The 25922-nt window shown below is 71.2% G+C and carries 27 protein-coding genes and 1 riboswitch; of the genes, 11 read left to right on the forward strand and 16 right to left on the reverse strand.

Features of this window, described 5'->3' with window-relative positions:
• Positions 1-58: 58 nt before the first annotated feature.
• The 5 genes from DSD19_RS17525 to DSD19_RS17545 are packed head-to-tail and all read left to right on the forward strand — an operon-like array spanning position 59 to position 3543.
• Positions 59-853, forward strand: a complete 795-nt coding sequence (locus tag DSD19_RS17525) for a DUF4198 domain-containing protein (protein ID WP_237399934.1) — start codon at positions 59-61, stop codon at positions 851-853.
• Between the two features lie 10 nt (positions 854-863).
• Positions 864-1481: a cobalt transporter CbiM gene (cbiM, locus tag DSD19_RS17530; protein ID WP_075785568.1), complete on the forward strand. Its 618-nt coding sequence runs from the start codon at positions 864-866 to the stop codon at positions 1479-1481.
• The gene (locus DSD19_RS17535; protein ID WP_165828169.1) at positions 1478-2128 is read left to right on the forward strand and encodes a cobalt ABC transporter permease; all 651 of its coding nucleotides are present in this window, start codon (positions 1478-1480) and stop codon (positions 2126-2128) included. The genes cbiM and DSD19_RS17535 overlap by 4 nt, the downstream gene beginning before the upstream one ends.
• A gap of 4 nt (positions 2129-2132) precedes the next feature.
• A complete protein-coding gene (gene cbiQ / locus DSD19_RS17540) occupies positions 2133-2906 on the forward strand; it encodes a cobalt ECF transporter T component CbiQ (protein WP_113670534.1) in 774 nt (257 codons plus the stop codon).
• Positions 2893-3543, forward strand: a complete 651-nt coding sequence (locus DSD19_RS17545; protein ID WP_113670535.1) for an energy-coupling factor ABC transporter ATP-binding protein — start codon at positions 2893-2895, stop codon at positions 3541-3543. The genes cbiQ and DSD19_RS17545 overlap by 14 nt, the downstream gene beginning before the upstream one ends.
• A gap of 54 nt (positions 3544-3597) precedes the next feature.
• Here the strand turns inward: DSD19_RS17545 and cobF are convergent, their stop codons facing one another.
• From cobF to cbiE, 6 genes are read right to left on the reverse strand one after another with little or no spacing between them, the layout of a single operon-like run.
• Complete coding sequence (gene cobF, locus DSD19_RS17550; protein WP_113670536.1) at positions 3598-4356, reverse strand: precorrin-6A synthase (deacetylating); 759 nt, start codon at positions 4354-4356, stop codon at positions 3598-3600.
• Entirely contained in the window at positions 4349-5083 is a 735-nt protein-coding gene (gene cobA / locus DSD19_RS17555; RefSeq protein WP_075785573.1) for a uroporphyrinogen-III C-methyltransferase, read from the reverse strand. The genes cobF and cobA overlap by 8 nt, the downstream gene beginning before the upstream one ends.
• On the reverse strand, positions 5080-6396 hold the full coding sequence (locus tag DSD19_RS17560; RefSeq protein WP_113670537.1) for a cobyrinate a,c-diamide synthase: 1317 nt from the start codon (positions 6394-6396) through the stop codon (positions 5080-5082). The genes cobA and DSD19_RS17560 overlap by 4 nt, the downstream gene beginning before the upstream one ends.
• On the reverse strand, positions 6389-7165 hold the full coding sequence (cobM, locus tag DSD19_RS17565) for a precorrin-4 C(11)-methyltransferase (RefSeq protein ID WP_113670538.1): 777 nt from the start codon (positions 7163-7165) through the stop codon (positions 6389-6391). Before cobM ends, DSD19_RS17560 begins: the two co-directional genes overlap by 8 nt.
• The gene (locus DSD19_RS17570; RefSeq protein ID WP_371412626.1) at positions 7162-7545 is read right to left on the reverse strand and encodes a cobalamin biosynthesis protein; all 384 of its coding nucleotides are present in this window, start codon (positions 7543-7545) and stop codon (positions 7162-7164) included. The genes cobM and DSD19_RS17570 overlap by 4 nt, the downstream gene beginning before the upstream one ends.
• A complete protein-coding gene (gene cbiE / locus DSD19_RS17575) occupies positions 7527-8726 on the reverse strand; it encodes a precorrin-6y C5,15-methyltransferase (decarboxylating) subunit CbiE (protein WP_113670539.1) in 1200 nt (399 codons plus the stop codon). The genes DSD19_RS17570 and cbiE overlap by 19 nt, the downstream gene beginning before the upstream one ends.
• Between cbiE and DSD19_RS17580 the strand changes: the two genes are divergently transcribed.
• Positions 8725-9480 (forward strand): cobalt-precorrin-6A reductase, encoded by a 756-nt coding sequence (locus DSD19_RS17580; RefSeq protein ID WP_113670540.1) that lies wholly within the window; start codon positions 8725-8727, stop codon positions 9478-9480. The genes cbiE and DSD19_RS17580 overlap by 2 nt on opposite strands.
• Here the strand turns inward: DSD19_RS17580 and cobJ are convergent.
• The 8 genes from cobJ to DSD19_RS17620 all read right to left on the reverse strand — a co-directional run bounded on the left by cobJ (position 9453) and on the right by DSD19_RS17620 (position 20892).
• The gene (gene cobJ, locus DSD19_RS17585) at positions 9453-10205 is read right to left on the reverse strand and encodes a precorrin-3B C(17)-methyltransferase (RefSeq protein WP_113670541.1); all 753 of its coding nucleotides are present in this window, start codon (positions 10203-10205) and stop codon (positions 9453-9455) included. The genes DSD19_RS17580 and cobJ overlap by 28 nt on opposite strands.
• Positions 10202-10930 carry a precorrin-2 C(20)-methyltransferase gene (gene cobI / locus DSD19_RS17590; RefSeq protein WP_075785579.1) on the reverse strand — a complete coding sequence of 243 codons (729 nt, stop codon included), beginning with the start codon at positions 10928-10930 and terminating at the stop codon, positions 10202-10204. The genes cobJ and cobI overlap by 4 nt, the downstream gene beginning before the upstream one ends.
• Positions 10927-11556, reverse strand: a complete 630-nt coding sequence (locus DSD19_RS17595) for a precorrin-8X methylmutase (protein ID WP_075785580.1) — start codon at positions 11554-11556, stop codon at positions 10927-10929. The genes cobI and DSD19_RS17595 overlap by 4 nt, the downstream gene beginning before the upstream one ends.
• On the reverse strand, positions 11546-14851 hold the full coding sequence (cobN, locus tag DSD19_RS17600; RefSeq protein WP_113670542.1) for a cobaltochelatase subunit CobN: 3306 nt from the start codon (positions 14849-14851) through the stop codon (positions 11546-11548). Before cobN ends, DSD19_RS17595 begins: the two co-directional genes overlap by 11 nt.
• Before the next feature lie 10 nt (positions 14852-14861).
• Complete coding sequence (gene cobW / locus DSD19_RS17605; protein WP_113670543.1) at positions 14862-15899, reverse strand: cobalamin biosynthesis protein CobW; 1038 nt, start codon at positions 15897-15899, stop codon at positions 14862-14864.
• Positions 15896-16279 carry a DUF1636 domain-containing protein gene (locus tag DSD19_RS17610; protein WP_075787548.1) on the reverse strand — a complete coding sequence of 128 codons (384 nt, stop codon included), beginning with the start codon at positions 16277-16279 and terminating at the stop codon, positions 15896-15898. The genes cobW and DSD19_RS17610 overlap by 4 nt, the downstream gene beginning before the upstream one ends.
• Before the next feature lie 123 nt (positions 16280-16402).
• Positions 16403-16629: riboswitch (cobalamin riboswitch) on the reverse strand.
• A gap of 18 nt (positions 16630-16647) precedes the next feature.
• Entirely contained in the window at positions 16648-19170 is a 2523-nt protein-coding gene (gene tcuA, locus DSD19_RS17615) for an FAD-dependent tricarballylate dehydrogenase TcuA (protein WP_113670544.1), read from the reverse strand.
• 147 nt (positions 19171-19317) lie between these two features.
• On the reverse strand, positions 19318-20892 hold the full coding sequence (locus DSD19_RS17620) for a bifunctional UDP-sugar hydrolase/5'-nucleotidase (RefSeq protein WP_113670545.1): 1575 nt from the start codon (positions 20890-20892) through the stop codon (positions 19318-19320).
• A 109-nt stretch (positions 20893-21001) separates the two neighbouring features.
• Here DSD19_RS17620 and DSD19_RS17625 point away from each other — a divergent pair, with 109 nt between their 5' ends.
• The 3 genes from DSD19_RS17625 to arsC are packed head-to-tail and all read left to right on the forward strand — an operon-like array spanning position 21002 to position 22745.
• A complete protein-coding gene (locus tag DSD19_RS17625; RefSeq protein WP_113670546.1) occupies positions 21002-21340 on the forward strand; it encodes a DUF952 domain-containing protein in 339 nt (112 codons plus the stop codon).
• Positions 21337-22395: a quinone-dependent dihydroorotate dehydrogenase gene (locus DSD19_RS17630; protein ID WP_113670547.1), complete on the forward strand. Its 1059-nt coding sequence runs from the start codon at positions 21337-21339 to the stop codon at positions 22393-22395. Before DSD19_RS17625 ends, DSD19_RS17630 begins: the two co-directional genes overlap by 4 nt.
• A complete protein-coding gene (gene arsC / locus DSD19_RS17635) occupies positions 22392-22745 on the forward strand; it encodes an arsenate reductase (glutaredoxin) (protein WP_113670548.1) in 354 nt (117 codons plus the stop codon). The genes DSD19_RS17630 and arsC overlap by 4 nt, the downstream gene beginning before the upstream one ends.
• A gap of 71 nt (positions 22746-22816) precedes the next feature.
• On the opposite strand, the gene carA is transcribed toward arsC, so the two are convergent.
• The gene (gene carA / locus DSD19_RS17640; RefSeq protein ID WP_113670549.1) at positions 22817-23974 is read right to left on the reverse strand and encodes a glutamine-hydrolyzing carbamoyl-phosphate synthase small subunit; all 1158 of its coding nucleotides are present in this window, start codon (positions 23972-23974) and stop codon (positions 22817-22819) included.
• Positions 23975-24156: 182 nt separating this feature from the next.
• On the opposite strand from carA, the gene DSD19_RS17645 reads away from it, so the two are divergent.
• Positions 24157-24615 carry a GatB/YqeY domain-containing protein gene (locus DSD19_RS17645; protein WP_075785589.1) on the forward strand — a complete coding sequence of 153 codons (459 nt, stop codon included), beginning with the start codon at positions 24157-24159 and terminating at the stop codon, positions 24613-24615.
• A 203-nt stretch (positions 24616-24818) separates the two neighbouring features.
• Positions 24819-25151 carry a hypothetical protein gene (locus tag DSD19_RS17650; RefSeq protein WP_133260463.1) on the forward strand — a complete coding sequence of 111 codons (333 nt, stop codon included), beginning with the start codon at positions 24819-24821 and terminating at the stop codon, positions 25149-25151.
• 70 nt (positions 25152-25221) lie between these two features.
• On the opposite strand, the gene lipB is transcribed toward DSD19_RS17650, so the two are convergent.
• Positions 25222-25902, reverse strand: coding sequence for a lipoyl(octanoyl) transferase LipB (lipB, locus tag DSD19_RS17655; protein ID WP_113670576.1), 681 nt, complete (start codon positions 25900-25902; stop codon positions 25222-25224).
• Positions 25903-25922: the final 20 nt, after the last annotated feature.

The raw sequence follows: 25922 nt of genomic DNA on the forward strand, positions 1-25922 counted from the left end.
CTCCCCTCGTCCTTTCACCCGCGGCCCGTCCGGCCGCTCTTGTTGAAAGGCAACGACCTTGATCTTCCACGGCAATCTCCTGACCGCCGCGCTGGCGCTGACCCTTGTTCCCGGGGTGGCCGCCGCGCATTTCCAGCTGGCCTATACCGAAGAAAGCCTGATCGACGCGCCCGGCGACGTTCCGGTCAAGCTGATCTTCTGGCACCCGCAGGAAAGCGGCCCGGTCATGGACATGGGCGAACCGCTGGAATTCTACGCCATCCATCGCGGCGAAAAGATCGACCTTCACGCGACGCTCAGCCAGACGGTCTTCCGCGGCCCGACGAACGAGGCCGTGGCCTGGGATGGCAGCCTGCCGGTCAAGCGGATGGGCGACTACGTGCTGGTGACGGTGCCCGCGCCCTATTACGAAGAGTCCGAGGACATCTATATCCAGCAGATCACCAAGACCTATCTCAATCGCGGCCAGATGCCGACCGACTGGGACAGCCCGCAGGGGCTGAAGACCGAGATCGTGCCGCTGGTCAAACCCTATAACGTCATCGCGGGATCGACCTTCACCGGGCGGGTGCTGTCGGCGGGCCAGCCTGTCGCGGGCGCCGAGATCGAGATCGAATACATGGCGGCCGAGCCCGACATGGCGACGGGCGCGCCCAAGCCCGCGACCGCCGGGCCGCTGCCGGGCGGCGCCATCGTCGCCGTGTCGGACGAGAACGGCTATTTCACCTTCGGCGTGCCCAAGGCGGGCTATTGGGGCTTTGCCGCGCTGGGCGTGGGCCCCGATACCGAACATGACGGCAAGGAGCTCAGCCAGGATGCGGTGCTCTGGATCCGCGCCTTCGATCTGAAATAGGGGCAGGCCCATGCATATCGTGGACGGGGCGCTGGCGGCGCCCGTGGTGATCGGCGGCGCGGTGCTGGCGGCGGGGGGCGTGGCGCGCGGCCTGCGCGACCTGACGCTGGAAAAGACCCCGGCGGCCGGGATTCTGTCGGCCAGCTTCTTCGTGGCCTCGCTGATCCATGTGCCTATCGGCCCGTCCTCGGTGCACCTGATCCTGAACGGTCTGGCCGGGCTGGTGCTTGGCTGGGCCGCCTTTCCGGCGCTCTTCGTGGGGCTCTTGCTGCAGGCGGTCTTCTTCGGCTTCGGCGGGCTGACGGTGCTGGGGGTCAATACCCTGAACATCGCGCTGCCCGCGGTGATCGTCCATTACCTCTGCCGCCGGGGCCTTGCGCGCGGCACGCCCCGGATCGCGGCGCTTTGGGCCGGGATGGGCGGGGCGCTGGCCATCGCGCTGACGGCGCTTTGCGTCGGTCTCGCGCTGGCGCTGTCGGGCGAGGCCTTCCTGCCCGCCGCCCGGCTGGTCTTTCTGGCCCATATCCCGGTGATGGCGGTCGAGGGCCTTTTGACCGCCGCCGCCGTCTATCTTGCCGCCCAGGTGAAGCCCGACCTCTTCACGACAGTTCAAGGACCTCAACGATGATCCGTCCCCTTGCTTTGATGCTGGCGCTTGCGATGGCGCCGCTGCCTGCGCTGGCCCATAAGGTGGTTGGCGGGGCCTATGCCGATGGCGCGCTGATCGAGGGCGAGATCGGCTTTTCGAATGGCGACATGGCCGCCGATGCCCTGGTCGAGGTCTTCGACCCGGCGGGCACGCGGCTGGGCGGGACCCGGACCGATGGCGACGGCATCTTCACCTACCGCCCCACCGCCGCCGTCGCCCATGTCTTCCGCGCCGATCTGGGCGCGGGCCATGTTGCCGAATTCACCATGAGCGCCGAGGAGGTCGCCGCGATCCTCGACAGCCCCGCCGCCCGGGCCGCAGCGGAAACCGGGCAGGCCGCCGCCCCGACTGAAGCCGATGGCGCGGCCGGGATGGCAGGCAACCCCTCCACTTTCCCGCTGGGCCCGGGGCCTGCCGCGACTGCGGCCGCCGCACCGGGGCTGAGCGACGCCGACAAGGCCGCCATCGCCAAGATCGTCCGAGACGAGATGCGTCCGCTCAGGCGCGAGATCGCGGCTTATCGCGAGCAGAACGACCTGCAGTCGATCCTGGGCGGGATCGGCTATATCGCGGGGCTCTTCGGATTCGGGTTTTACATCGCCGCGCGCCGGCGTCTGAAGGCCTAGGGGCATGTCCGATATCCTGATGCAGGACCGCGCCGGGCCGGAGGGCGCCGCGCTTGACGCGATCGACCCCCGTGCGCGGCTGATCGGGGCGGCGGGGTTTGCCTGTGTGACCGTCGCCTGTTCCTGGTTGCCGCTGCTGCTGGCCGCGCTGATCCTTGCCATTGCCGTGATGGTGCTGTCGGGGCGGGCTGTCGGCCCGACGCTTCGACGGATGGCGGCGATGGACGGGTTCATCTTCCTGCTGATCGCCATGCTGCCCTTCACCACGCCCGGCGATCCTGTCTTCACGCTTTGGGGATTTGCCGCCTCGCGCGAGGGGATTGTCCATTCGGCCGAGATCCTCTTGACCGCCAACGCCGTGGTGCTGGCGCTCCTGTCGCTGGCGGGCACGCTGGAACCGGCGGTGATGGGGCAGGCGCTGCACCGGCTGGGCACGCCAGAGAGGCTGGTGCATCTGCTGCTGTTCACCATCCGCTATATCGAGGTGCTGCGCGCCGAACACCTGCGGCTGCGCCGGGCGATGAAGGTCCGGGGCTTCCGGCCGGGCACGTCCTGGCACACCTATCGCAGCTTGGGCTATCTGGTCGGCATGTTGCTGGTCCGCGCGGTCGAACGGTCCGAACGGGTGCTGGCGGCGATGAAATGCCGGGGCTTTTCAGGCCGGATGCCGGTCCTGTCCGCCTTCGCCTACGGCCCCCGCGATGCGGTCTTCGGCGCGGGGCTGGGGGCGGTGCTGATCGCGATGATTGCCGCCGAGGTCGCCCATGGCGCTTTTTGAACTCGACGGGCTCGTCTTCGGCTATTCCGGCCGGCCCGCGATTCTGCAGGGCGCCAGCCTGACGCTTGAGGCGGGCCAGCGGCTGTCGATCACGGGCGCGAACGGGTCGGGCAAGTCGACGCTTCTGCAGCTGATGGTGGGGCTTCTCGTCCCGCAATCGGGGCAGATCCGCGCCTTCGGGCAGGCGCGCCGGGCCGAGCCCGACTTCCACGAGGTGCGCCGCCGGGCGGGGCTGGTGTTCCAGGACCCCGACGACCAGCTGTTCTGCCCGACCGTGGCCGAGGACGTGGCTTTCGGCCCGCTCAATCTGGGGCTCGGGCGCGCGGCGGCGATGGAGCAGGTCGAGGCGGTGCTGACCCGGCTTGACCTCATGCACCTGAAGGACCGGGTCACCCACCGGCTGTCGGGCGGCGAAAAGCGGCTGGTGAGCCTTGCCGCCGTGCTGGCGATGGAGCCCGAGGTGCTGCTGCTCGACGAGCCGACCAATGCGCTGGATGAAGAGAATGCCGGGCGGCTGGTCGCGATCCTGCAAGGGTTGCCGCAGGCGATCCTGCTGGTGACGCATGACGCCGAGATGCGCGCGCAGGTCGCGCCTCAGGGGCTGGGGATGACGGCCGGGCGGCTGGTGCCCGCGTAAGCCGCCGGACCCCGCATCAGCGCTCCGCTCGCGCGTCAGCGGTCCGCCCCGGTGTCAGCCCTGCTTTTGACGTCGGCGCATCAGGTAGATGTCCATCAGCCAGCCATGCCGGGCGCGGGCCGCCTCGCGGGCTGTCAGGATCTCGGGTCCCGCCTCGGCCAGCGGCCCTGACAGGGCGATTTCCTCGGCCATGCCCAGATAGGCGCCCCACCAGATCCGGATACCCTCGGGGGCCAGGGTCTGGAAGGCGCAGCCGCCATCGAGCATCGCGACCACGGTATCGGCCCCTTCGGGCCAGCCATGGTCGCGGATCTGCCGCCCGGTGGTGATGACGACCGGCGCCCCGATCTCGTTCAGCGGAATGCGATGGGCGGCACAGAGCGCCTGGATCGCGGTGATGCCCGGAATGACGGTGATCCTTGGCGCAGGGACGAGCCGTGACGCGATCCTCAGCGAGCTGTCGTAAAGCGAGGGATCGCCCCAGATCAGCAGCGCCACCTTCTGCGGCGCGGGGCTGGCGGCGGCGACCGTCTCGGTCCAGACCCCGGCAATGGCATCGTGCCAGTCCAGAACGCCGGCGCGGTAATCGCCCGAGGCGTCACGGACGGGCAGGTCGAACTCGGCGATCCTGTCGCCTGCGTCCTCGCCCAGGACGCGCGCGCAGATCTGGCGGCGCAGGTCGGCGAGGTCGGCCTTGTCGGCCCCCTTGCGCGGGATCAGGATCAGATCGGCGCCCCGGATCGCCTCGGCGGCCTGAAAGGTGATGTGATCGGGGTTGCCGGTGCCGATGCCGATCAGGAACAGCTCATGCATCGGGGGCCTCCTCGACCAGCGGCCCGAACAGGATCAGCCCCGGCGCGGCCGAACCCGGGGCCTCGGCCAGACGTGCCGCCAGCGCCGCGACCGTGGTCCGGGTCAGCGCCTGATCGGGGGTGCCCACGCCCTCGGCCAGCAGCGCGGGCGTGGTTTCGGGCAGGCCGCGCGCGATCAGCGCCCCGGCCAGTGCGGGGAAGGTGCGCTTGCCCATGTAGACCACCGTCGTGGCATGTTCGTCGGCCAGCGCGGCCAGGTCGATGTCGCGGGGCAGATCGCCGGTCACGTCATGGCCGGTGACGAACTGCACCCGCCGCGCGGTCAGCCGCCGGGTCAGCGGAATGCCCGCCGCCGCCGCCGCCGCACAGGCCGAGGTGACGCCGGGGATGACCTCGTAGCCGATGCCCGCCGCCCGCAGCGCGGTGATTTCCTCTTCGAGCCGTCCGAAAAGGCCCGAGTCGCCCGATTTCAGCCGGACGACCCGTTGCCCCGAGGCGGCATAGTCCACCAGCAGGCGGCTGACATGGTCCTGTTTCGGCGAGGCCCGGCCCGCGCGCTTGCCGACGCCGACCAGATCGGCGCCCGGCCGCACGTGGCCGAGGATCGGCCCTGACGAGAGATCGTCGAAGAGAACCGCATCGGCCTTGGACAGCCGGTCGACCGCCTTCAGGGTCAGAAGCTCGGGATCGCCGGGGCCGGAACTGACGAAGCTCACGAAACCGCTCATCTTGGGTCCTCCGCGATCAGGTGAAAGAAGCTGCCCGTGACCGGGCCGCGCCGCGATCCGGTCTCGGCCACATCCGCGCCATTGGCATCGGTGACGCGGGCCAGCGCCGCGTCGGGCTGGGAAAGGATCGTCGAATAATGGAACTCATGGCCCCGCAGCCGGGTGCCGGGGGCATGGCCCGGCATCGGCGCCAGCAGTTCTGCCCGGCGATAACCCAGATGCAGGCGGCGGCTCTCGAAGCTGGTGACAAGGCCCAGAAGCCCCGCCATTGCGTGCGCCGTGCCGTCCTTGTCGATCAGGGTCTCGCCCAGCACCATGTAGCCGCCGCATTCGCCATGGATGGGGCCGGTTCTGGCATGGGCGCGGAGGCCCGCCAGAAACCGCGTGGCCCCGGCGATCCGGCCCGCATGCAGCTCGGGATAGCCGCCGGGCAGCCAGACCAGATCGGCGCCCTCGTCAGGCGCCTCGTCGGCCAGCGGCGAGAAGGGCAGGATCTCGGCCCCCGCGCGGCGCCAGCCCTCCAGCAGATGCGGATAGGCGAAGGAGAACGCCGCGTCGCGGGCAATGGCGATGCGCTGGGCCGGGGGGGCGGGCCAATTCCCGGCTGTGCCCGGAGCCCCGGGCCGGGCGGCGGCGCGGAGCGCGTCAAGGTCCACATGCCCGGCCACGAACCTGCCGATGGCGTCGATCCGCGCCTCCAGATCGGCCTGCTCGCCCGCCTGCACGAGGCCCAGATGGCGTTCGGGCAGCGTGAGGTCGGGGCGGCGGGGCAGGGCGCCGAGGGTCGCGATGCCGAGCCGGTCCATTTCGGGGCGGATCATCGCCGCGTGCCGCGCGCCCGCGACGCGGTTCAGGATCACGCCCGCAAGGGGGGGCGCGTCGGGATGGCTGGCAAAGCCATGGGCCACGGCCGCCGCCGATTGCGCCTGGCCCGAGACGTCGATCACCAGCACCACCGGCCAGCCGAAGCGCCGCGCCAGTTCGGCGCTGGTGCCGTGGCCCGCCACGCCACGCGTGAGGGTGCCGTCATAAAGCCCCATCGCGCCCTCGGCGATCACCAGATCTGCGCCTTGGGCCTCGGCCGCCAGCGTCGCCAGCAGGCCCTCGTCCATCGCCCAGGGGTCGAGATTGTAGGAGGCCCGTCCCGAGGCACGGGCATGGAAGGCCGGGTCGATGTAATCGGGGCCGTTCTTGAAAGGCTGCACGGCAACACCCGCCGCGCGGAAGGCCCGCAGGAGCCCCAGCGTGACGGTGGTCTTGCCGCTGCCCGAGGCGGGCGCCGCGATCACCAGACCCGGCGGTCTCTCAGCCATCGCTGCCCGACCGGGCAGAGCGCGGCCGGAACCGGCGGTCGTAATCGGGATCGTAAAGGCAGCTTTCGTCGAAGCCTTCGGCGCCGAGGCTGCGGCCGACAAGAATCAGCGCGGTGCGCTCGATCTCGTCGGGCAGGGCGGCTTCCAGCGTGGCAAGCGTGCCGCGCAGGATCTGCTGGTCGGGCCAGCTGGCGCGGTAGACGATGGCGGCGGGGCAGTCCGCGCCGTAATGCGGGGCAAGATCGGCGACCACCTTCGCGAGGTTGTGGATCGAGAGATGGATGGCCAGCGTCGCGCCGGTGGCGGCGAAATTGGCAAGGCTCTCGCCCTCGGGCATCGACGAGGCACGGCCGGGCGTCCGGGTCAGCACCACCGACTGCGCCAGGCCCGGCAGGGTCAGCTCGGTGCCGAGCGCCGCGGCGGCGGCGGCAAAGGAGGGCACGCCCGGGGTCACGCTGACCGGGATGCCTTCGGCCTTCAGGCGGCGGATCTGCTCGCCCATGGCCGACCAGACCGAAAGATCGCCCGAATGCAGCCGCGCCACGTCCTGCCCGGCCTCATGGGCGCGCTTGCATTCGGCGATGATGGCATCGAGATCCAGCGGCGCGGTGTTCACGATCCGCGCGCCCTCGGGGCAATGGCCGAGGATCTCTTCGGGGACCAGCGATCCGGCATAGAGACAGACCGGGCAGGCGGCGATCAGGTCGCGGCCGCGCAGGGTCAGAAGATCGGGGGCGCCGGGCCCGGCGCCGATGAAATGGACGGTCATGGCAGGTCTTTCGTTGCGATGGCGCAGGTGGACATCCGGTCGTTCGATACCCTGCGCGGGGTCAGAAGGCGAGCCCCCTCGCCGCAGGCGGCAAGGGCCGCGGCCTCGGCGACCGATCCGGTGCCGCGATGGGTAAGGCTTTGCGCCGATCGGGTCGCCGTGTCGGGGCGGTGCAGCGCGTCCGCGGTGACCGGGCATATGGGCAGGGCCAGCCGCGCGGCCAGTGCCGTCAGGCCGGGGGCAGAGGCCTTGTCGGCGGGGGCGGCCAGCGCCGTCAGCCCGGCCGGGCCTCCCGCGCGGTCCAGCGCGTCCGTCAGGCTCGCCTCGGTCGCGGCGGCGCGAAAGCCAAAGCCCGCGACCCTCACCGCCGGACTGTCCATTGCACGACCGGGAAGGCTGCGCGCCAGCCGCGCCTGCGGCCAAGCGGGCGGGCCTCGGCCAGTTCGATCCGGAGCAGCTCGCCACCATGGGCGGCGTGCCAGAGGGCCAGCAGCGATTCCGATTCGAGCGTGACCGCATTGGCGACGATCCGCGTGCCGGGGGCGAGCCGGTCCCACAGCGTCTGCAGCAGCTCTTGCGAGAGCCCGCCGCCGACGAAGACCGCATCGGGGGCGGCAAGCCCCTCCAGCGCCTCGGGCGCGCGGCCGGTGACGACGCGCAGCCGCTCGACCCCGAGGGCGGCGGCATTGGCGGCGATGCGTTCGGCGCGGACGGGCTCGGCCTCGATCACGCTGGCCTGCATTCTCGGATGACGGGCGAGCCATTCGATGGAAATCGAGCCCGACCCCCCGCCGATATCCCACAGATGCTCGCCCGGCAGCGGCGCCAGCGCCGAAAGCGTCAGCGCGCGGACGGGCCGCTTGGTGATCTGCCCGTCATTGTCGAAGTGGCTGTCGGGCCAGCCCGAGGCGGCGGGGATCGCGGGGCCGTCGCCTGCGGCCTCCAGCGCCACGGCGACGGGATGGGCGATGCCCTTCAGATCCATGGCGCGGGCGGTTGTTGCCCGGATGCGCTCGCGCGGCCCGCCAAGCGCCTCAAGCACGTGCAGGCGGCTGTCGCCGAAGCCCGCCCCGGTCAGGAAGGCCGCGAAATCCGCGACCGCGGCGCCGTCCCGAAGGGTCACGAGGGCGGTGAAGCCCGGCGCCAGCAGGGGACGCAGCCGGGCGAAGGGGGCGGCATGAAGCCCCGCGCAATGGGTGGCCTCCAGCGGCCAGCCGAGCCGCGCGGCGGCCAGCGAAAAGACCGAAGGGCCGGGCAGGGCACGCCACTCATGCGCGGCGAAGCTCCGAGCGATCACGCTGCCCGCGCCGAACCAGAACGGATCGCCCGAGGCCAGCACCGCGACCCGGCGCCCGCGCAAGCCCTGCAGGAGCGGCAGCCCGTCGGCGAAGGGCACGGGCCAGTCGATCTTGTCTGCCACCAGATCCGGCAGAAGCGCCAGATGCCGGGCCGGACCCATGACGATTTCGGCCTCTTCCAGCGCGGCACGGCTTGCGGGCGGCAGCCCGTCCGGGCCATCTTCGCCGAGCCCCACGATGGTCAGCCACGGAGTCTCAGCCATGCGTCCCACCCTTCTGATCCTTGGCGGCACCACCGAGGCCACGGCGCTGGCCGCGCGGCTGGCCGGCACCGGCCTCAAGGCCACGCTGTCGCTGGCAGGCCGGGTCGAGACGCCGAAGGCCCAGCCCATTCCGATGCGGGTCGGCGGCTTTGGCGGCGTGCCGGGCCTGATCGCCTATCTGCGCGCCGAGGGCGTGACCCATGTGATCGACGCGACCCATCCCTTTGCCGCGCAGATGAGCCGGAACGCGGTCGAGGCCTGCACGGCCCTCGGCCTGCCGCTGGTCGCGCTGACCCGTCCGGCCTGGATGGCCGGGCTGCTCGACACCTGGCGGCATGTGCCCGACATCGCGGCCGCGGTCGCGGCACTGTCCGGGCCGCCCCGGCGGGTGTTCCTGGCGGTGGGGCGGATGCATCTGGAGGCCTTCGCGGCCCAGCCCCAGCACCGCTATCTGCTGCGTCTGGTGGATGCGCCGAAGGGGCCTCTGCCCTTGCCGCAGGCCGATGTCGTCGTCTCGCGCGGGCCGTTCACCGAAGCGGGCGACCGGGCGCTGATGGAGGGGCATGGCACCGAGCTCGTCGTGTCGAAGAACGCGGGCGGGACGGGCGCGCGGGCCAAGATCGATGCGGCCCGGGCGCTGGGCCTGCCGGTCCTGATGATCGACCGTCCCGTCCTGCCCGCGCGGCGGGAACTGGCGCATCCCGACGGGGTTCTGGACTGGCTTGCTCATTCCGGGGCGGATCTGGGGGTGTAGACCAGCGGCCGGTCGCCCGCGCGCAGCACCCGGGTCAGCGAGGACCCGACCAGCACCACGGTGCGCATGTCGGCCATCTCGGGGCGGGCTTCGGTCAGGGGCACCACGGTCAGCTTTTCCTCGGGCGTCGAGACCGCGCGGGCGAAGATCACCGGGCGGTCGTCGCCGCAGGCCGCGCGCAGGACCTCCAGCACCCTGGCGAAGCCCTCGGGGCGGGCTTTCGAGCGCGGGTTGTAGAAGGCCATGGCGAAATCGGCCTCGGCCGCCAGCCTGAGGCGCTTCTCGATAAGGGCCCAGGGCTTGAGATTGTCCGACAGGTTGATCGCGCAGAAATCATGGCCCAGCGGCGCACCCGCGCGCGCGGCGGCGGCCAGCATCGCGGTGATGCCGGGCAGGACCCGGATGTCGAGATCGCGCCAGTCGGGCGCGCCGGCCTCCAGCGCCTCGAAGACCGCGGCGGCCATGGCGAAGACGCCCGGATCGCCGGACGAGACCACGACGACGCGGCGGCCCTCGGCGGCCATCTGCAATGCATGGCGGGCGCGGTCGACCTCGACCCGGTTATCCGAGGCATGGAGCGTCAGCCCCGGCCGGTCCGCGACCCGCGCCACATAGGGGATGTAGCCCACCACGTCGGTGGCGTCGGCGAGCGTCGCGGTGACCTCGGGTGTGACCAGAGCCTCGGCGCCCGGACCAAGGCCTGCGATGGCGACCCAGCCGGTCACGGCCGCCGCCCCCGCCCGTGGATCAGGGCAATCGAGAAATAGGGGGCCGAGGTGCCGGGATAGTCCTTGAGCCGGGTCACCGTCTGGCCTTTCATCGAGGCATATTCGACGATCCAGGCCTCGTCGGCCCGGCCCGCCATCAGCAGCGCGCGGCGGAGCTTGCCCAGATGGCGGCCCATCTTCATCACCACGACCGCATCGGCGGCGCGCAGGCCCCGGATCAGGTCCTCCTCGGGCAGGGTGCCGGGCAGCACCGACAGCACGTCGTCGCCCCAGGTGATCGGCGCGCCGGTCGCGGTCCAGGCCGCCGACATGCCGGTGATGCCGGGCACGACCTCGACCGGGACATCGTCCTTGAGGCGGGTGTAGAGATGCATGAAGGAGCCGTAGAAGAACGGGTCGCCCTCGCACAGCACGACCACGTCCTCGCCGGTCTCGGCCAGCGCCTTCAGATGCGCGGTGCAGTCGGCGTAGAAGCTTGCGAGGATCTCGTTGTAGCGCGGATTGTCGAAGGGGATCTCGGTCGTGACCGGGTATTCCATCGGGTGCTCGGCGGCGCCCTCGGGGATCAGGTCGGCGACGATGGACCGGGCCTGGCCCTCGCAGCCCGCCTTGCGGAAGAAGGCCACATGGCGCGCGCCCCGCAACAGTCGGTCGGCGCGGACGGTCATCAGATCGGGGTCGCCGGGGCCGAGGCCCAGGCCGTAGACGGTGCCCATGGTCATTCCTTGCGGCTGGCCATCGCGTTGATGGCGGCGACGGTGATGGCGCTGCCGCCCAGACGCCCCTCGACGATGCAGCAGGGCACCGGCTGGTCGGCCCAGAGCGCCTCCTTCGATTCGGCCGCGCCGACAAAGCCCACCGGGCAGCCGATGATGGCAGCGGGGCGCGGGCAGGCGGGGTCTTCGAGCATGTTCAGCAGATGGAACAGCGCGGTCGGCGCGTTGCCGATGGCGACCAGCGCGCCTGCGAGATGCGGGCGCCACAGTTCCAGCGCGGCGGCCGAGCGGGTATTGCCCATGGCGGCGGCGCGCTCGGCGATGCCCTCGGCCTGCAGGGTGCACAGGATCTCGTTCCCGGCGGGCAGGCGCTTGCGGGTGATCCCTTCGGACACCATCCGCGCATCGCAGAGGATCGGCGCGCCGCCTTCGAGGGCCGCGCGGGCGGTGGCCACCATGCCGGGCGAGAACCGGATATGCGGCGCCAGCTCGACCATGCCCGCGGCGTGGATCATCCGGACGGCCACCTGCTCCTCGTCGGCATCGAAACGTGCCAGATCGGCCTCGGCCCGGATCGTGGCGAAGGAGTGCAGGTAGATCGCCGCGCCGTCCTTTTCGTAGTCATGAGGCATTCGGTGTCTCCAGATCTGTCAGCGCGGCGGCGATCGAGTTGCGGCGGGTCTGCCAGAGCCCGTCCCGCGCCAGCGCCGCGAATTCGGCCCGCATCGCCGCGAGCGCCTGCGGGTTGGCCTCTTCGAGGAAGGCCGTCAAGCCCGGATCGGCCAGGGTGGCCTCGAAATAGAGGTCGAAAAGGTGATCGGGCACGACCCCCGCCAATCGGGCGAAGGCCGCCATGTGGTCGAGCGTCGCGGCGATCTCGGCCGCGCCGCGAAAGCCGTGCCTTTGCATCCCCGCCAGCCAGGCCGGGTGGGTGGCCCGGGCGCGGACGACGCGGGCGATCTCTTCGGTCAGGGTCCGGGTGCGGGGCCGGGCGGGGTCGGTATTGTCCAGATGGTAGATCGCGGCGCGGCCTCCGGTGACATCTTGCGCCGCGGCAAACCCCGCCTCGTGGCGGGCATAATCGGCCGCCAGAAGCAGGTCGGTCTCGGGCAGGTCCTGGGCATGAACGAAGGCCTCGGCCCCGGCCACGCGGTCGCGGATGCCTTGCGCATCGCGCCGTGCCTCGGCCCCGTCCAGCGCCCAGGCGCTGGCGGCAAGCCAGGCGGCCCCGGCCGCCTGACGGCCCGCCTCGGGTGTTTCCATGCCGATCCCGTAAAGCCCCGGCGCGGGGCCGTAGACGCGCGGGGTTTCGGGGCGGCCCGCATAGGGGTTCCAGTCGGGGGCTTCGTCGCGCTGGGACAGCGCGCGGATGGCCTTCTGATAAAGCGCCGAGAGCGCGGGGAAGACATCGCGGAAGAGCCCCGAGACGCGCAGGGTCACATCGAGCCGGGGCCGGTCGAGCAGCGCGACGGGCAGCACTTCGATGCCCGAGACGCGGCCCGAGCCCTCGTCCCAGACGGGTTTCACGCCCAGAAGGTGCAGCGCCATGGCGAAATCCTCGCCCGCCGTGCGCATGGTGGCCGAGCCCCAGAGATCGACGACCAGCTGCCGGGGCCAGTCGCCATGGTCCTGCAGGTGGCGGCGCACCAGATCCTCGGCCAGCCGCACGCCCTGGGCATGGGCGGACCGTGTCGGCACCGCGCGCGGATCGGTGGTGAAGAGGTTCCGCCCCGTCGGCAGCACGTCGCGCCGCCCGCGCCAGGGCGAGCCAGAGGGGCCGGGGGCGACCGGGGCGCCCTGCAGCGCGCCGAGAAGGGCGGCGCTCTCGGCCGCGACGGAGGGAGCGGTGTCGAAGTCCGAGGCGGCCTCGGGGGGACGGCCGAAGACATGCAGCCCGTCGCCGAACTGGCTTTCCTTGACGTCGCAGACGAAGCGGTCGATGCGGGTGATGGCCTCGGCGGGCGAGAGCCCCGGGGCCAGCCCCAGATCGGCCTCGACACCCAGCGCCTGCGCCTCGGCGCGGATATCGGCCATCAGCCGGTCGCGGCGGCGCGGGTCGAGCCCGTCGGCATTGGAAAACTCGTCGAGCAGCGTCTCGAGCCGGGCCAGCCGTTCCGGGCTGCCCGCCTGCCGTTGTGGCGGCGGCAGATGGCCGATCGTGACGGCACCGATCCGGCGCTTGGCCTGCGCCGCCTCGCCGGGATCGTTGACGATGAAGGGATAGATCACCGGCAGATCGCCGATCAGCGCCTCGGGCCAGCAGGCATCGGACAGCGCCACCGCCTTGCCGGGCAGCCATTCCAGCGTGCCATGCGCGCCCATATGGATCAGCGCATCGCAGCCCATGGCGCGGCGCAGCCACAGATAGAAGGCGACATAGCCATGGCGCGGCACCCGCGACAGGTCGTGATAGTCGCCCTCGCGGGCCTCGGGCGTGCCGCGCTCGGGCTGAAGTGCCACCAGCGCCGCGCCGCGCCGGGTCGCCGCGAACTGAAAGGCACCGTCGCGGCAGGCGGGATCGGCCTCGGGCGCGCCCCAGACATCCGACAGGGCGTCACGCAGGGGGGCGGGCAGGGCGGCCAGCGCGGTCTGGTAATCCGCGAGAGGCCAGCTCAGGGTCTCGCGGCCGAGGGTGTCGGCCAGATCGCCGGTCGGTTCTTCCGCAGGGGCGCCGGGCAGCCCGGCCTGGGCCAGATCCTCCAGCACCGCCTCGGCCGAGGCCAGCGCGTCGAGCCCGACCGCATGCGCCATCTGCCAGGGGCGTCCGGGATAGGTCGACAGCACCAGCGCCGGGCGGCGCCCGGCCAGCGGCGCCCGGGCGAGGCCCACCCAGGCCATCACCCGGTCGGCGATGGCCGCGATCCGCGCCGGATGGGGCCGGTGGGCGATGCGGGCGAATTGCAGGCCGGGGTCGCGCGCGCCCGCCTCCTTGAAGGACGCCACGCCGGCGAAGATCCGGCCATCGACCTCGGGCAGGACCACATGCATGGCAAGATCGGCCGGCGAGAGCCCGCGCTCGGCCTCGGCCCAGGCGGTTTCGGGGGCAGAGGACAGCGCCACCTGGAAGACCGGCGCCCCGGCGGCATCGAGCGGCGATGTGCCATCCTCGCCCTTGCCGGAAAAGGCGGTGGCGTTGACGATGGCGGCGGGGGCGAGGGCTGCGATCTGCCCGGCCAGCCAGCGCGCCGCCTCGGGCGCCTTGAGCGAGGGCACGAACAGCCCGGTGACGGTGCAGCCGCGGGCCCGGAACGCGTCGAAAAGCGCCTCGACGGGGCCGAGATCGGCGGCGGTGACATAGGCCCGGTAGAAGGTCAGGACGATCCGGGGGGCGTCTGTCGGCGACAGGTCGGGCGCGGGCACGGCGCCGCCCTCGGGGCTCCAGGCGCCCATCTCGGGCACGGTCTTGGTGCCGATCACCGGGGCCGCGTAAAGCCCCGCCGCCAGCGCAAGCTGCGCAAGCGCTGCCTGGGCCGCGACCGCGCCGCCCTCGTCGCACAGCTCGGACAGGCGCCTGAGCGTCGAGACCGGCAGGGTCGAGGCGGCGTCGAGCCGGGGATCGGGGCGGCCGTCGGCGGGCAGGACGGCCAGCGCGATGCCGCGCGCGCGGGCCAGCGCCTCGATCTGGGTCAGCCCGTACTCCCAATAGGCGCGCCCGCCGATCAGCCGGATCAGGATGCCCTTCGCGCCCGACAGCGTGCGTTCGGCATAGGTATCGACCGAGAGCGGATGGAGCAGCGCCGCCAGATTGGCAAGCCGCAGCGTCGGCATCCGGCCTTCGGAGCCGCCGCCCCGATGCCAGCCCGCCGCGAAGGCCCCGAGATCGCTGTCGGAAAAGGACAGCACCGCCAGATCGGCCGGATCCTGACCCAGATCCGTCGGAACGGCGGTTTCCTCGAGCCCGTGGCTTTCGCGGAAGACGACATGCATGGGCGCGGCCTCAGGCGCTCAGAGCCGCACGGATCGCGCCCTCGTCGATATCGTCATGCTCGGCGATCACCACAAGCCGGGTGGAACGGGTCTCGTCCGGGGCCCAGGGGCGGTCGAACTGATGCCGCACCCGCGCGCCCACCGCCTGCACCAGCAAACGCATCGGCTTGCCCGCGACCGCGACATGACCCTTCACCCGCAGGATGTTCCGGCTGCGCGCCAAGGCCTCGATCCGGGCGGCCAGCGCCTCGGGGTCGTCCTGTTCGGGCAGGTCGATCACCACGCTTTCGAAGTCGTCATGGTCGTGATCGGCGGCACTGTCGTGATGGCTGGGCCGCGCGTCGAGATCGTCTTCGGCGGCCGCGCCAAGCCCCAGGATCACACGCGGATCGACCGCGCCCTCGGTCACCTCGACCACCGGCAGCTTGCGCGGCGCCTCGGCCTCGATCGCGGCGCGGGCGGCAGCCACGCCTTCGGGGCCGGCCAGATCGGGCTTGGTCAGGAGCACGATATCGGCGCAGGCGATCTGGTCCTCGAAGACCTCCGACAGCGGGGTTTCGTGATCGATGCTGTCATCGGCCGCGCGCTGGGCATCGACGGCGGCGATATTCGGCGCGAAGCGGCCCGCGGCCACGGCCTCGGCATCGGCGACGGCGATCACCCCGTCGACGGTGATGCGCGAGCGGATCGCGGGCCAGTCGAAGGCCTTCAGCAGAGGTTTCGGCAGCGCCAGCCCCGAGGTCTCGATCAGGATATGGTCGGGGCGCGGATCAAGCTGCAAGAGCGCCTCCATGGTCGGGATGAACTCGTCGGCGACGGTGCAGCAGATGCAGCCATTGGCAAGCTCGACCACGTTCTCGGCCGGGCAGTCGGGCAGGGCGCAGCCCTTCAGGATCTCGCCATCGACGCCGACATCGCCGAATTCATTGACGAGGACGGCCAGCCTGCGGCCGCCCGCATTCTGCATCAGGTGGCGGATCAGCGTGGTCTTGCCCGAACCGAGAAACCCGGTGACGACGGTGACGGGAAGTTTGGCGAGATCGGTCATTTCAGGGCCTCCATGGGCGGGATACGGGCGATACAGTTCTTGCGGAAATGCTCGGGGCGCTCGCGCCAGGGCACAAGCCCGTCCGGCGCGTCGCGATAGGCGCGGGCGCCCTCGGCGAGGATGGGCGCGCCGGTCGTCTCGTCGAGATTGCCATAGACATAGGTCCAGCGGCCGGGACCCCGCAGCGCCACGGAGCAGCCCGAGGAACAGGCCGAGAGGCATTCGACGGGCACAAGGCGCACGCCTTCGGGCAGGCCATGGGCGCGGACGGCCTCGTGAAGCAGGCTGCCCGGGCGGGGGGCATCGGGATCGGCGGGCTGGCGGCGCTTGCAGGTGGTGCAGACCAGCAGCTCGACCGGGGCGGGTTCGGGCGCGCTCAAGCCGGACAGGCCCGGCGGCAGAAGGAAACGGAAACACTCATCGTCGGGCCTCACGGGGTCGGGGGACAAGGGCGAAGCGCGGGCAGAGCCGAAGCCGGACCCGACACCGGAACACCCCGTCCGGTTCACGTCGTTCGGGCTGGCAGGTCTCCCGGCTTGCGGATGTCAGAGGCGGGGCCTCTGGCGGCGGCCCTGCCTTCCCGGCCTCATCGGGCCAGTGGCAGCGGGCGGCCTCTCCGGTCACGGTCGCGGGGGCGGCTGCGCTTGAAGGCCCGATGCATCGACTCCGGCCTCTGGCGCATTCCCTTTTCACCCGTCCTGAGGCGGGCACCAGCGCCGCGTGTCATGCCTGCCCCGCGCGGGTCTTGTCAAGCGCGATGGTCGGGGCCGGGGCGGCGGGCGGCCTCTTCGCCCGCATGGCGGATCAGCGCGAGGCTGCGAAACCCGCCATGGCCGAGCTTGCCGAAAGGCAGCGCCAGCACCAGCCCCAGCACCGCGCCCAGATGCAGTGCCAGCATCAGCCCCATGGCGGCGCCGTCGCGCAAGGCCAGAAGCGCAAGGCCCGAGGCGGCGACGATGGCAAGCTGCGCCCGAAGCCCGCGATTGGCGGCCTGCATGCGTGCCGCGGCCGGGCGGCGGTCGGCGGTCCGGTGCCAGCGTTCGAACCCGGCGAGCCCCGCCAGCATGGCGATGCCGCCGAGGCTGCCCAGCAGCACGGGCGCGCTGGCCACCGGATAGGGCGCCAGCGCGCCGCCCAGATGCAGGACGGCTCCGGCAAGGGTTGCGAGCGCGGTCAGCGCGGTGCCTGTGACCAGCAGGTGGTGGCTCCAGCGCCGCGCCCGCCCGACCGGGCCGTGCGCCCCGTCGCAGGCGCGCGCGGCCCCGAGATTGGCGAGCGTCAGCGCATCGCGACACCCTTGCCAGAGGCTTTCAAGCGACGGCCGGGCGGTCGGGCCGCCGGTTGCGCGCCAGAACCGCCAGAGCCGCAGCCCGAGGCCAAGACCGGCCCCGGTGAAGGCCAGGGCCGCGCCGCCCGCCATCGCCGCGTGTGGGATCACCGCGTAGAAGGCGCCCGGCCCGGTTTGGGTGGAAAAAAGAACCCCGGGCGGGAGCAGGGTCAGGGCGGCCAGCGGCAGGCCGATCAGGCATAGCAGGAAGATCAGGTCGGGCAGGCGCGGGGGCAGCCCGGCCGCGTGATCGGCGGCGCGCGCGGCGGCCAGCGCCGCGGGCAGGTTGACGGCCAGCGCATGGGGCGGCGCGTATTGGCAGTCGTAATGGCAGGACCGGCAGTCATGGCAGAGATGGGCCAGATGGCGCAGATCGCCCGCCGCGAGGTTTGGCCTCCGCTGGGCCGCCGGAAAGACCGCGCAAAGCCCGGTGCAGAAGCCGCAGGTATTGCAGATGTTCAGCGCGCGGGCGGCCTCGGCCCAGGGTTCGGGCGCTGGAGGAACGGGCTCGGTCGCCGCCGGGGCCGGAACGGCGGCGGGGCGCGGGCGGTTGGCGGCGGGGCCTGCGCACGCGGCCGCGCCCGCCCCGGCGATGCGGCCGAAGACGCCGCCGACGGTCAGCCCGGTGCCCGAGAGATAGCCCTCGCCCAGCACCGCGCCGGTCATCGCGGCGCCTGCGGCAAAGACCCGGTGCGCGGTGCCGCCGCCCGCGAGCCGGACCCGGGCGGTCGCGTCGACCGCGACCCCGTGGCGGGTGAAGCCGAGCCCGGGCACCAGCGGGATCGCCGCGACGGGCGACCCGGTGAGCGGCACGCCGTCGGAGCGGCTTCGGGGCGGGTCGAGCGGGGCGTCTTCCGTTGCTGCCTGCAGCGTCCGGGTCAGCCCCTCGGCATCGATGCCACAAAGCCGGGCGAGTTCGGCGGGGCTGTCGGCGGCCAGCGGCGGATATAGGAGCGGTGGCAGCCGCCCGGTGCCCTCGGCATCGAGGATCAGCCAGGCGCGCGGATCGGCGCGCTCTGCCAGCGCCCGGCCCCAGACCGAGTAGCGCGCGGATCCGGTCTCGGCGCCCTCGTCGCGGAACCGCCGCCCGGTGGCGTCGACGACAAGGCCGACCTGCATCCCGTCTGCGCGGCTGACGATGCCCGCGTCGTCCCGGGGCGCGCGCGCATCGACGGCGACGAGATGCCCGTCGCCGGGCCGCCCGGCCGTCTCGGCGCCATGGGCCATCAGCCACAGAAGCGGTGCGCCCTGCTGATACGGCGTGCCGCGATTGGCGAAGACGGCCGCGCCGGGGCCGAGGTGGCGGATCAGTTCGGCCCGGTTGGCCCCGTAGCCGCCTGAGGCGAGGATCAGCGCTTCGGCCTCGATGGGGTGGGGGCCATCGGGGGTGTCGGCGGTCAGCGCCAGCGCGCGATCCTTCGCCCAGCCTTGGGGAAGCACGTCGATCCGCCAGCCGCAAAGGATCTCGACCCCCAGCCCTTCGGCGCAACGGACAAGCGTGTTGGTCAGCGCCTGCCCGCCGCCCCGGAAGAAGGCGGTGCGGCGCGAGAAGGGCAGGTTGCCCTCGGCCCAGGGCTCGAAGGCGACGGCCCGGGCGGCCAGCCAGGGACCGAGCCCGGCCGAGCCCTCGGCCAGAACGGCCCCGAGCCCGGTTTCGGGCGGGGAAAGCCGCGCCAGATCGGTGGCGAACTCGGCCGCCGGATAGCTGCCCCGCTGCCAGGGCGTCTCGCGGTCATGAACCAGGCGGATGTTTCGGCAATGGCGGGTATTGCCGCCCAGAAGGGGCGGCGGGGCCGGGTCGATCAGCGTCACCGCCGCGCCGTGCAGACGCGCCTCGATGGCCGCGACGAGGCCCGCAAAGCCCGCGCCCGCGACCAGCACCCCGGTCGCGAGCGGGGCGGGGCGGGCGCCCGCGATCGGGGCGGCGGGGTCGGGGTCGGGCATGGCGGAACCTTCGCGGGGCCGGGTCGGACCCCGTTGAACCCGCCCGGGGCCGCAAGATCAAGCCGGAAGATCGGGCGCGCCCGCCGGGCGGGGCATCGTGACCGGACGGGCGAGGCGGGCGGCGCAGGGCGCGCCGCCCGGGCCGGGTCACTCGGTGGCGATGCGCCCGTCGAGACGGGGCGTATAGGGCGCCTGGGCGGCCAGATAGTCGGCCGTCACATCGGCCAGATCGGGGCCGAAATCATAAACCTCGCGCGCGTCGAGGAACATGGAATAGCCGTCGCCGCCGTTCCGGACATAGTTGTTCGACACCAGCCCGTAGGACCTGTCGGGATCGAGCGGCAGCCACGCGCCGCCCTCCTGCACCTCGACCTTGCGCAGCCGCTGGCCGGGCTCGGCCTCGGGGTTCCAGGTAAAGCGCAGACCCGCGACCTGCGGGAAACGGCCCGCGCCCTCCTCGACCTGGCTCAGCCCGTGTTCGAGCGCCGCGCGCACCGCCGCGCCGGGCACGTGGAACGTGGACAGCGTGTTCTGGAAGGGCAGCACGGTCAGCACCTCGCCCATGGTCACCGGGCCTTCGTCGATCGAGGCGCGCACGCCCCCGCCATTCTGAAGCGCGATCTGGATGCCCTGGCTGCGCACCCGGTCGAGCATCGCCTCGGCCACCAGATTGCCCATCGCGCATTCGCCCGCGCGGCAGGAGCCGCGTTCGCCGTCGATAGGGGCGGCGGTTTCGGCGACGACCTTCTGGCGGATCTCTTCCAGCGGCTGCGCCAGTTCGGCCACCCGGGCCTTGACGCCCGCGTCCTCGGCGACCGAGGCGTCGAGCAGGATCGGCGCACCCTCGGCCGAAACCAGCTTGCCCGCGTCGTCGAAGACCACGTCCAGCCGGCCCAGATACTTGCCGTAGCCATAGGCCTGCACGATGGCGGTGTCGCCCACCATGGTCGGGTAGGGGCCTGCAGCCGTGTCATCGGTATTCGACAGAAGTGTGTGGCTGTGGCCGCCGACGATCACGTCGACGCCCGTGGTCCCGGCGGCGATCCGCTTGTCGGCCTCATAGCCCGAATGGCTGAGCAGGACGATCTTGTCGATGCCTTCGGCGGCCAGGCGGTCGACCTCGGCCTGCACCGCGTCGAGGGGATCGGTGAAGACGATATTGGGGCCGGGGCTGGCCAGTTCGGGATTGTCGCGGGGGGTGAGGCCGATCACGCCGATCCGTTCGCCCGCTTCCTCGATCACCACCGATTTCCGGATCTTGTCCTTCAGCTGGGGCTCGGCCGAGAGATCTGCATTGGCCATCAGAAGCGGCATCGTCAGCCGGGCCGCAAACCCGGCCAGCACCTCGGGGCCGTCGTCGAATTCGTGGTTGCCGACAGCCATCGCGTCATAGCCCAGCCGGTTGACCATCTCGGAGGCGGCCTTGCCCTTGTAATAGGTGTAGAACAGCGTGCCCTGGAACTGATCGCCCGCATCGAGCAGCAGGCTCGGCCCGCCCTCGGCCCGGGCTGCGGCGATGGCGGTGGCCAGCCGGGCCGCGCCCCCGAAGCAGTCCCCGGCCCGGTTGTCCTCTTCGGGGCAGCCCGAATCGTATTTCGAGATCGGTTCCAGCCGGGCATGCACATCGTTGGTGTGCAGCAGGGTCAGCGCGAACTCGGCCTGTGCCGCGGCGCCGGACAGCAGCGCCAGCACCGCCGCCGAGGAGAGGATGCGCATGGTCATCGGTCAGGGTCTCCATCTGGGTTGACGCGGGCCAGAGTGGCGCGGTTCGAGGGGGCTGTCAAAGCCCGCCGCGCTTGACCCGGGGCGCGGCAGGGGGCATGTCGGGCACATGCTGATCTACAAGATTTTCCGCCGCGCCGAATGGGACGCGCTCCGCGAGCGGGGCGCCAGCCGCGGCGCGCCGGTCGATCTGGCCGATGGCTTCATTCACCTGTCGACCGCCGAGCAGGTGACCGGCACCGCAGAAAAGCATTTCGCCGGGGAAAGCGATCTGGTGCTGGTCGCGGTCGAGGCCGAACGGCTGGGGGCCGACCTGAAATGGGAACCCTCGCGCGGTGGCGCGCTGTTTCCGCATCTTTACCGCGAACTGCGGCTTGCCGATCTGGTCTGGGACAAGTCGCTGCCGCTGGGCGCGACGGGCCATATCTTTCCCGAGGGGGTGGTATGACGCCGCTCGAACGTGCGGGTCTTGCGGTGTTTCACCGGATGGACCCCGAACGGGCCCATGCGTTGTCGCTGACGGCGCTGCAAAGCGGGCTCGTGCCGTTGCCGGGGCGGCTGACCGGCCCGCGGCTGGCCACCGATCTGGCCGGGCTTGCGCTGCCCAATCCGGTGGGACTGGCGGCGGGCTATGACAAGAACGCGGTGGCGCTGGGCCCGCTGATGCGCGCGGGCTTCGGCTTTCTCGAAGTGGGGGCCGCGACGCCCCGCCCGCAGCCCGGCAATCCGCGGCCGCGGCTGTTCCGGCTGGTCGAGGACCGGGCCGCGATCAACCGCTTCGGCTTCAACAATGACGGGATGGAGGCGATCCGCGCCCGGCTGGCGGCGCGCCCCGAGGGCGTGCCGGTGGGGCTGAACCTCGGCGCCAACAAGGACAGCGCCGACCGTGCGGCCGATTTCGCCCGGGTGCTGGCGGCCTGCGGCGCGCATGTCGATTTCGCGACCGTGAATGTGTCCTCGCCCAATACCGAAAAGTTGCGCGATCTGCAGGGGCGCGAGGCGCTGTCGGCGCTGCTGGCAGGCGTGATGGCGGCGCGGGCGGAACTTTCCCGCCCGATCCCGGTTTTCCTCAAGATCGCGCCGGATCTGACCGACGCCGAGATCGACGATATCGCTCAGGTGGCGCTGGAAGCCGGGGTTTCCGGCATCGTCGCCACCAACACGACGCTGGCCCGGGCCGGGCTGAAAAGCCCGGAGGCCGGGCAGGCCGGCGGGCTTTCCGGCGCGCCGCTTTTCGCCCGGTCGACCCGGGTGCTGGCGCGGCTGTCCGCCGCGACCGGCGGCCGTCTTCCCCTGATCGGGGTGGGCGGCGTGGGCTCGGCCGAAGAGGCCTATGCCAAGATCCGCGCGGGCGCCTCTGCGGTGCAGCTTTACACCGCGCTCGTCTATGGCGGCATGAGCCTCGTGCGCGACATCGTCGACGGGCTCGACCGGCTGCTGGCGCGGGACGGCTTTGCGCATGTCGCCGAGGCCGTGGGCTCTGGACGAGAGGATTGGGAATGACCGGCATCGTTATCTGGCACAACCCGCGCTGTTCGAAATCGCGCGAGGCGCTGCGGCTTCTGGAAGAGACGGGCGCCGAGCCGACCGTGCGGCGCTATCTGGACGTGCCGCCGACCGAAAAGGAACTGCGCGAAACGCTGGACATGCTGGGCGGGTGTGCCATCGGCATGATGCGCACCGGCGAGGATCTCTTTTCGGAACTCGACCTCACCAAGGACGCGCCCGACGAGGTGCTGATCGCCGCGATGGCGGCCCATCCCAGGCTGATCGAGCGGCCGATCGCGATGGCCGATGGCCGTGCCGTTGTGGGACGCCCGCCCGAACGGGTGCTGGAGCTTCTGGAAGACTGAACCCGGAGGCGGGTGGGGACGGGGCCGAGGTGGGACGGGGGCCGAAGCCCCCTGTGAAGTCCCCAGTCCGGTCAGGCTTGCTTGCGCTCGACCATGGCGTCCGCGAAGCGTTCGAACAGGTAATAGCTGTCCTGCGGGCCCGGGCTTGCTTCGGGGTGATACTGCACCGAGAAGACCGGGCGGTCGCTCATCCGGATGCCGCAGTTGGACCCGTCGAACAGCGACACATGGGTTTCCTTGACGCCCTCGGGCAGGGTCTGGCTGTCCACGGTGAAGCCGTGGTTCATCGAGGTGATCTCGACCTTGCCGGTTTCCAGGTCCTTGACCGGATGGTTCGCGCCGTGATGGCCGTGGTTCATCTTGACGGTCTTGGCGCCCAGCGCCAGCGCCAGCATCTGGTGGCCGAGGCAGATCCCGAAGAGCGGCACGTCCTTTTCCAGGACCTTGCGGATCATCGGCACCGCATAATCCCCGGTCGCCGCCGGATCGCCCGGGCCGTTCGACAGGAACACGCCTTGCGGGTCAAGCGCCAGCACGTCCTCGGCGGTCGCGGTCGCGGGCAGGACGGTCACGTCGCAGCCCGCCGAGGCGAGGCAGCGCAGGATGTTACGCTTGGCGCCATAGTCGATGGCCACGACCCGGTGGCCGGGCTCGGTCCGTTTGGCGTGACCGTCGGGCCAGGCCCAGCGCATTTCGTCCCAGCGATAGCTCTGGGCGCAGGTCACGTCCTTGGCGAGGTCAAGCCCGACAAGTCCGGACCAGCCGCGCGCCTTGGCGACCAGCTTCTCGATGTCGAACCTGCCCTCGGGGTCATGGGCGATGGCCACATGCGGCGCGCCCTGCTGGCGGATCGCCCGGGTCAGCCGCCGGGTGTCGAGCCCGCCGATGCCGATCCGGCCGCGCCGGGCCAGCCAGGTCTTCAACTCTTCGGCGGCGCGCCAGTTCGAGGGCTCGGTCGGGTCCCATTTCACCACCATGCCCTCGGCGACCGGCTCGGCGGTCTCGTCGTCCTCGTCATTGACGCCGACATTGCCGACATGGGGGAAGGTGAAGGTCACCACCTGGCCGGCATAGGAGGGATCGGTCATGATCTCCTGATAGCCGGTCATCGCCGTGTTGAAGCAGAGCTCGGCCACCGTTTCTCCCACGGCACCGAAGCCCTGGCCGTAGAAGACGGTGCCATCTGCAAGGGTCAGGCAGGCGGTCGGGCGGGGCATGGCGGCGGGCATCGGGATCTCCTGGGCGCTGGTCGCGCGGACACTAGGTCGGTGCCAAGGAAGAATCAAGAGCCAGCGGCAAATTGTAGAACCGCGCGATTTCAAGGACTTGACGCGGGTCTTCCCGGGTTGTCACGGCAAGATCCTGCCCTTATCTTGCCCAACTTGACCTGGGCAATGACACGAGGCACCCGATGGACCTGCGCACCCGCATCTCGGCGGCGCTGAAGGCGGCGATGAAGGACAGGGAGGCCGACCGGCTGGGAACGCTGCGGCTGATCAATGCCGCGATCAAGGATCGCGACATCGCGGCGCGCACCGAAGGCGGCGAGGACGGCGTCGGCGATGCCGAGGTCCTGGCGATCCTCGCGCGGATGGTCAAGCAGCGTCAGGAAAGCGCGCGGGCCTATGAAGAGGGCGGGCGGCTCGACCTGGCGGAACGCGAACGCGACGAGATCGGGGTGATCGAGGACTTCCTGCCCCGCCAGCTGACCGAGGACGAGGTCGACGAGGCGATCGGCGCCGCCATCGTCGAGACCCAGGCCAATTCGATCCGCGACATGGGCCGGGTCATGGCGCTGCTGAAAGCCGAATATGCCGGGCGGATGGATTTCGCGGCCGTGGGCCCTGCGGTGCGGCAGCGCCTGGCCTGACCGAGGTGACGCGGACGGCCCTGCGGCAACCTGTGCCCGTTTTTTCGGCGGAGCCTGTCCTGTAAGTCTTGTGTCGCGCGCCTGCGGGGCCATCTGGAAAGCGATTTGGTAACGGATCGGCGGATAGGAAGGATCTGCGGGCACTTCCTCCCGGACCCGAGGGGAGATAACGTGGACGCTTACACGGAGGCGGGGACCAGCTCATGTTCACTTACCTGAAGAAAGTCAGACCGGAAGACTGGCCAGCTCTGGCGTTGCGCGCCGGAGCGCTCCTGCTGATCACGGTGCATCTGATCGTCTTCCTCTTCATCTATCAGCACCCGCTGTTCATCCTGTCCGCGCTGGTGATGGGGCTTTTGCTGGCGCGCGAGATGTACGAGGATCTGTCGCAGCGGTTCTTCCGCCTGAAGGCCGAGGAATACGAAAAGGAACTGCATGGCGCCCAGGAGGACGCTCCGCAGACCGAGCGCCATCCGCTGCTGATCGAAGGCGCGGCCTCGCTGAAAGACATCTCGACCCGCTCGACGCGGCACTGACCGGTCGCCGAAACAGGATATGCTGCGGAGGGGCCTCGGATCCGGGGCCCGTCCGCTTGCGAAGAGGCGGCTATCCCGTCGCCGTCTGGCGCGAGGGCAGCGGGCCGAACACCCTGGCGAAGCTGCGCTTCAGCGCCACGTCGACATCGCCCATCGTCACCGGAAGCCCCAGATCGACCAGACTGGTGACGCCATGGTCGCGGATGCCGCAGGGCACGATGCCGTCGAAATGGCCGAGATCGGGATCGACATTGATTGCCAGCCCGTGAAAGCTGACCCAGCGACGCAGCCTCACGCCGATGGCCGCGATCTTGTCCTCGCGCGGGGCGCCGTCGGGGCCGGGGGGCAGTTCGGGCCGCACCACCCAGACCCCGACCCGGCCCGGGCGCCGTTCGCCCCGGACGTTGAATTCGGCCAGGGTCTCGATCACCCACTCCTCGAGCTGCCAGACGAAGCGGCGGACGTCATGGCCGCGCTGGCCGACATCGAGCATCGCATAGACCACCCGCTGGCCCGGCCCGTGATAGGTGTATTGCCCGCCCCGGCGCGTCTCGAAGACCGGAAACCGGCCGGGATCGGTCAGATCGGCGGGCCGGGCCGAGGTGCCCGCGGTGTAAAGCGGAGGATGTTCGATCAGCCAGATCGCCTCGCCCGCGCGACCGGCAGCGATGGCATCGGCGCGCGTTTCCATCGCGGCAACAGTTTCCAGATACGGAGAAAGCTGTTCGAATTCAATCCATTCCGGCTCCATCTTGAGGCCTTCCTTGCTTT

It is taken from the genome of Rhodovulum sp. BSW8, from assembly GCF_003314725.1.
Taxonomy (GTDB): Bacteria; Pseudomonadota; Alphaproteobacteria; order Rhodobacterales; family Rhodobacteraceae; genus Rhodovulum; species Rhodovulum visakhapatnamense.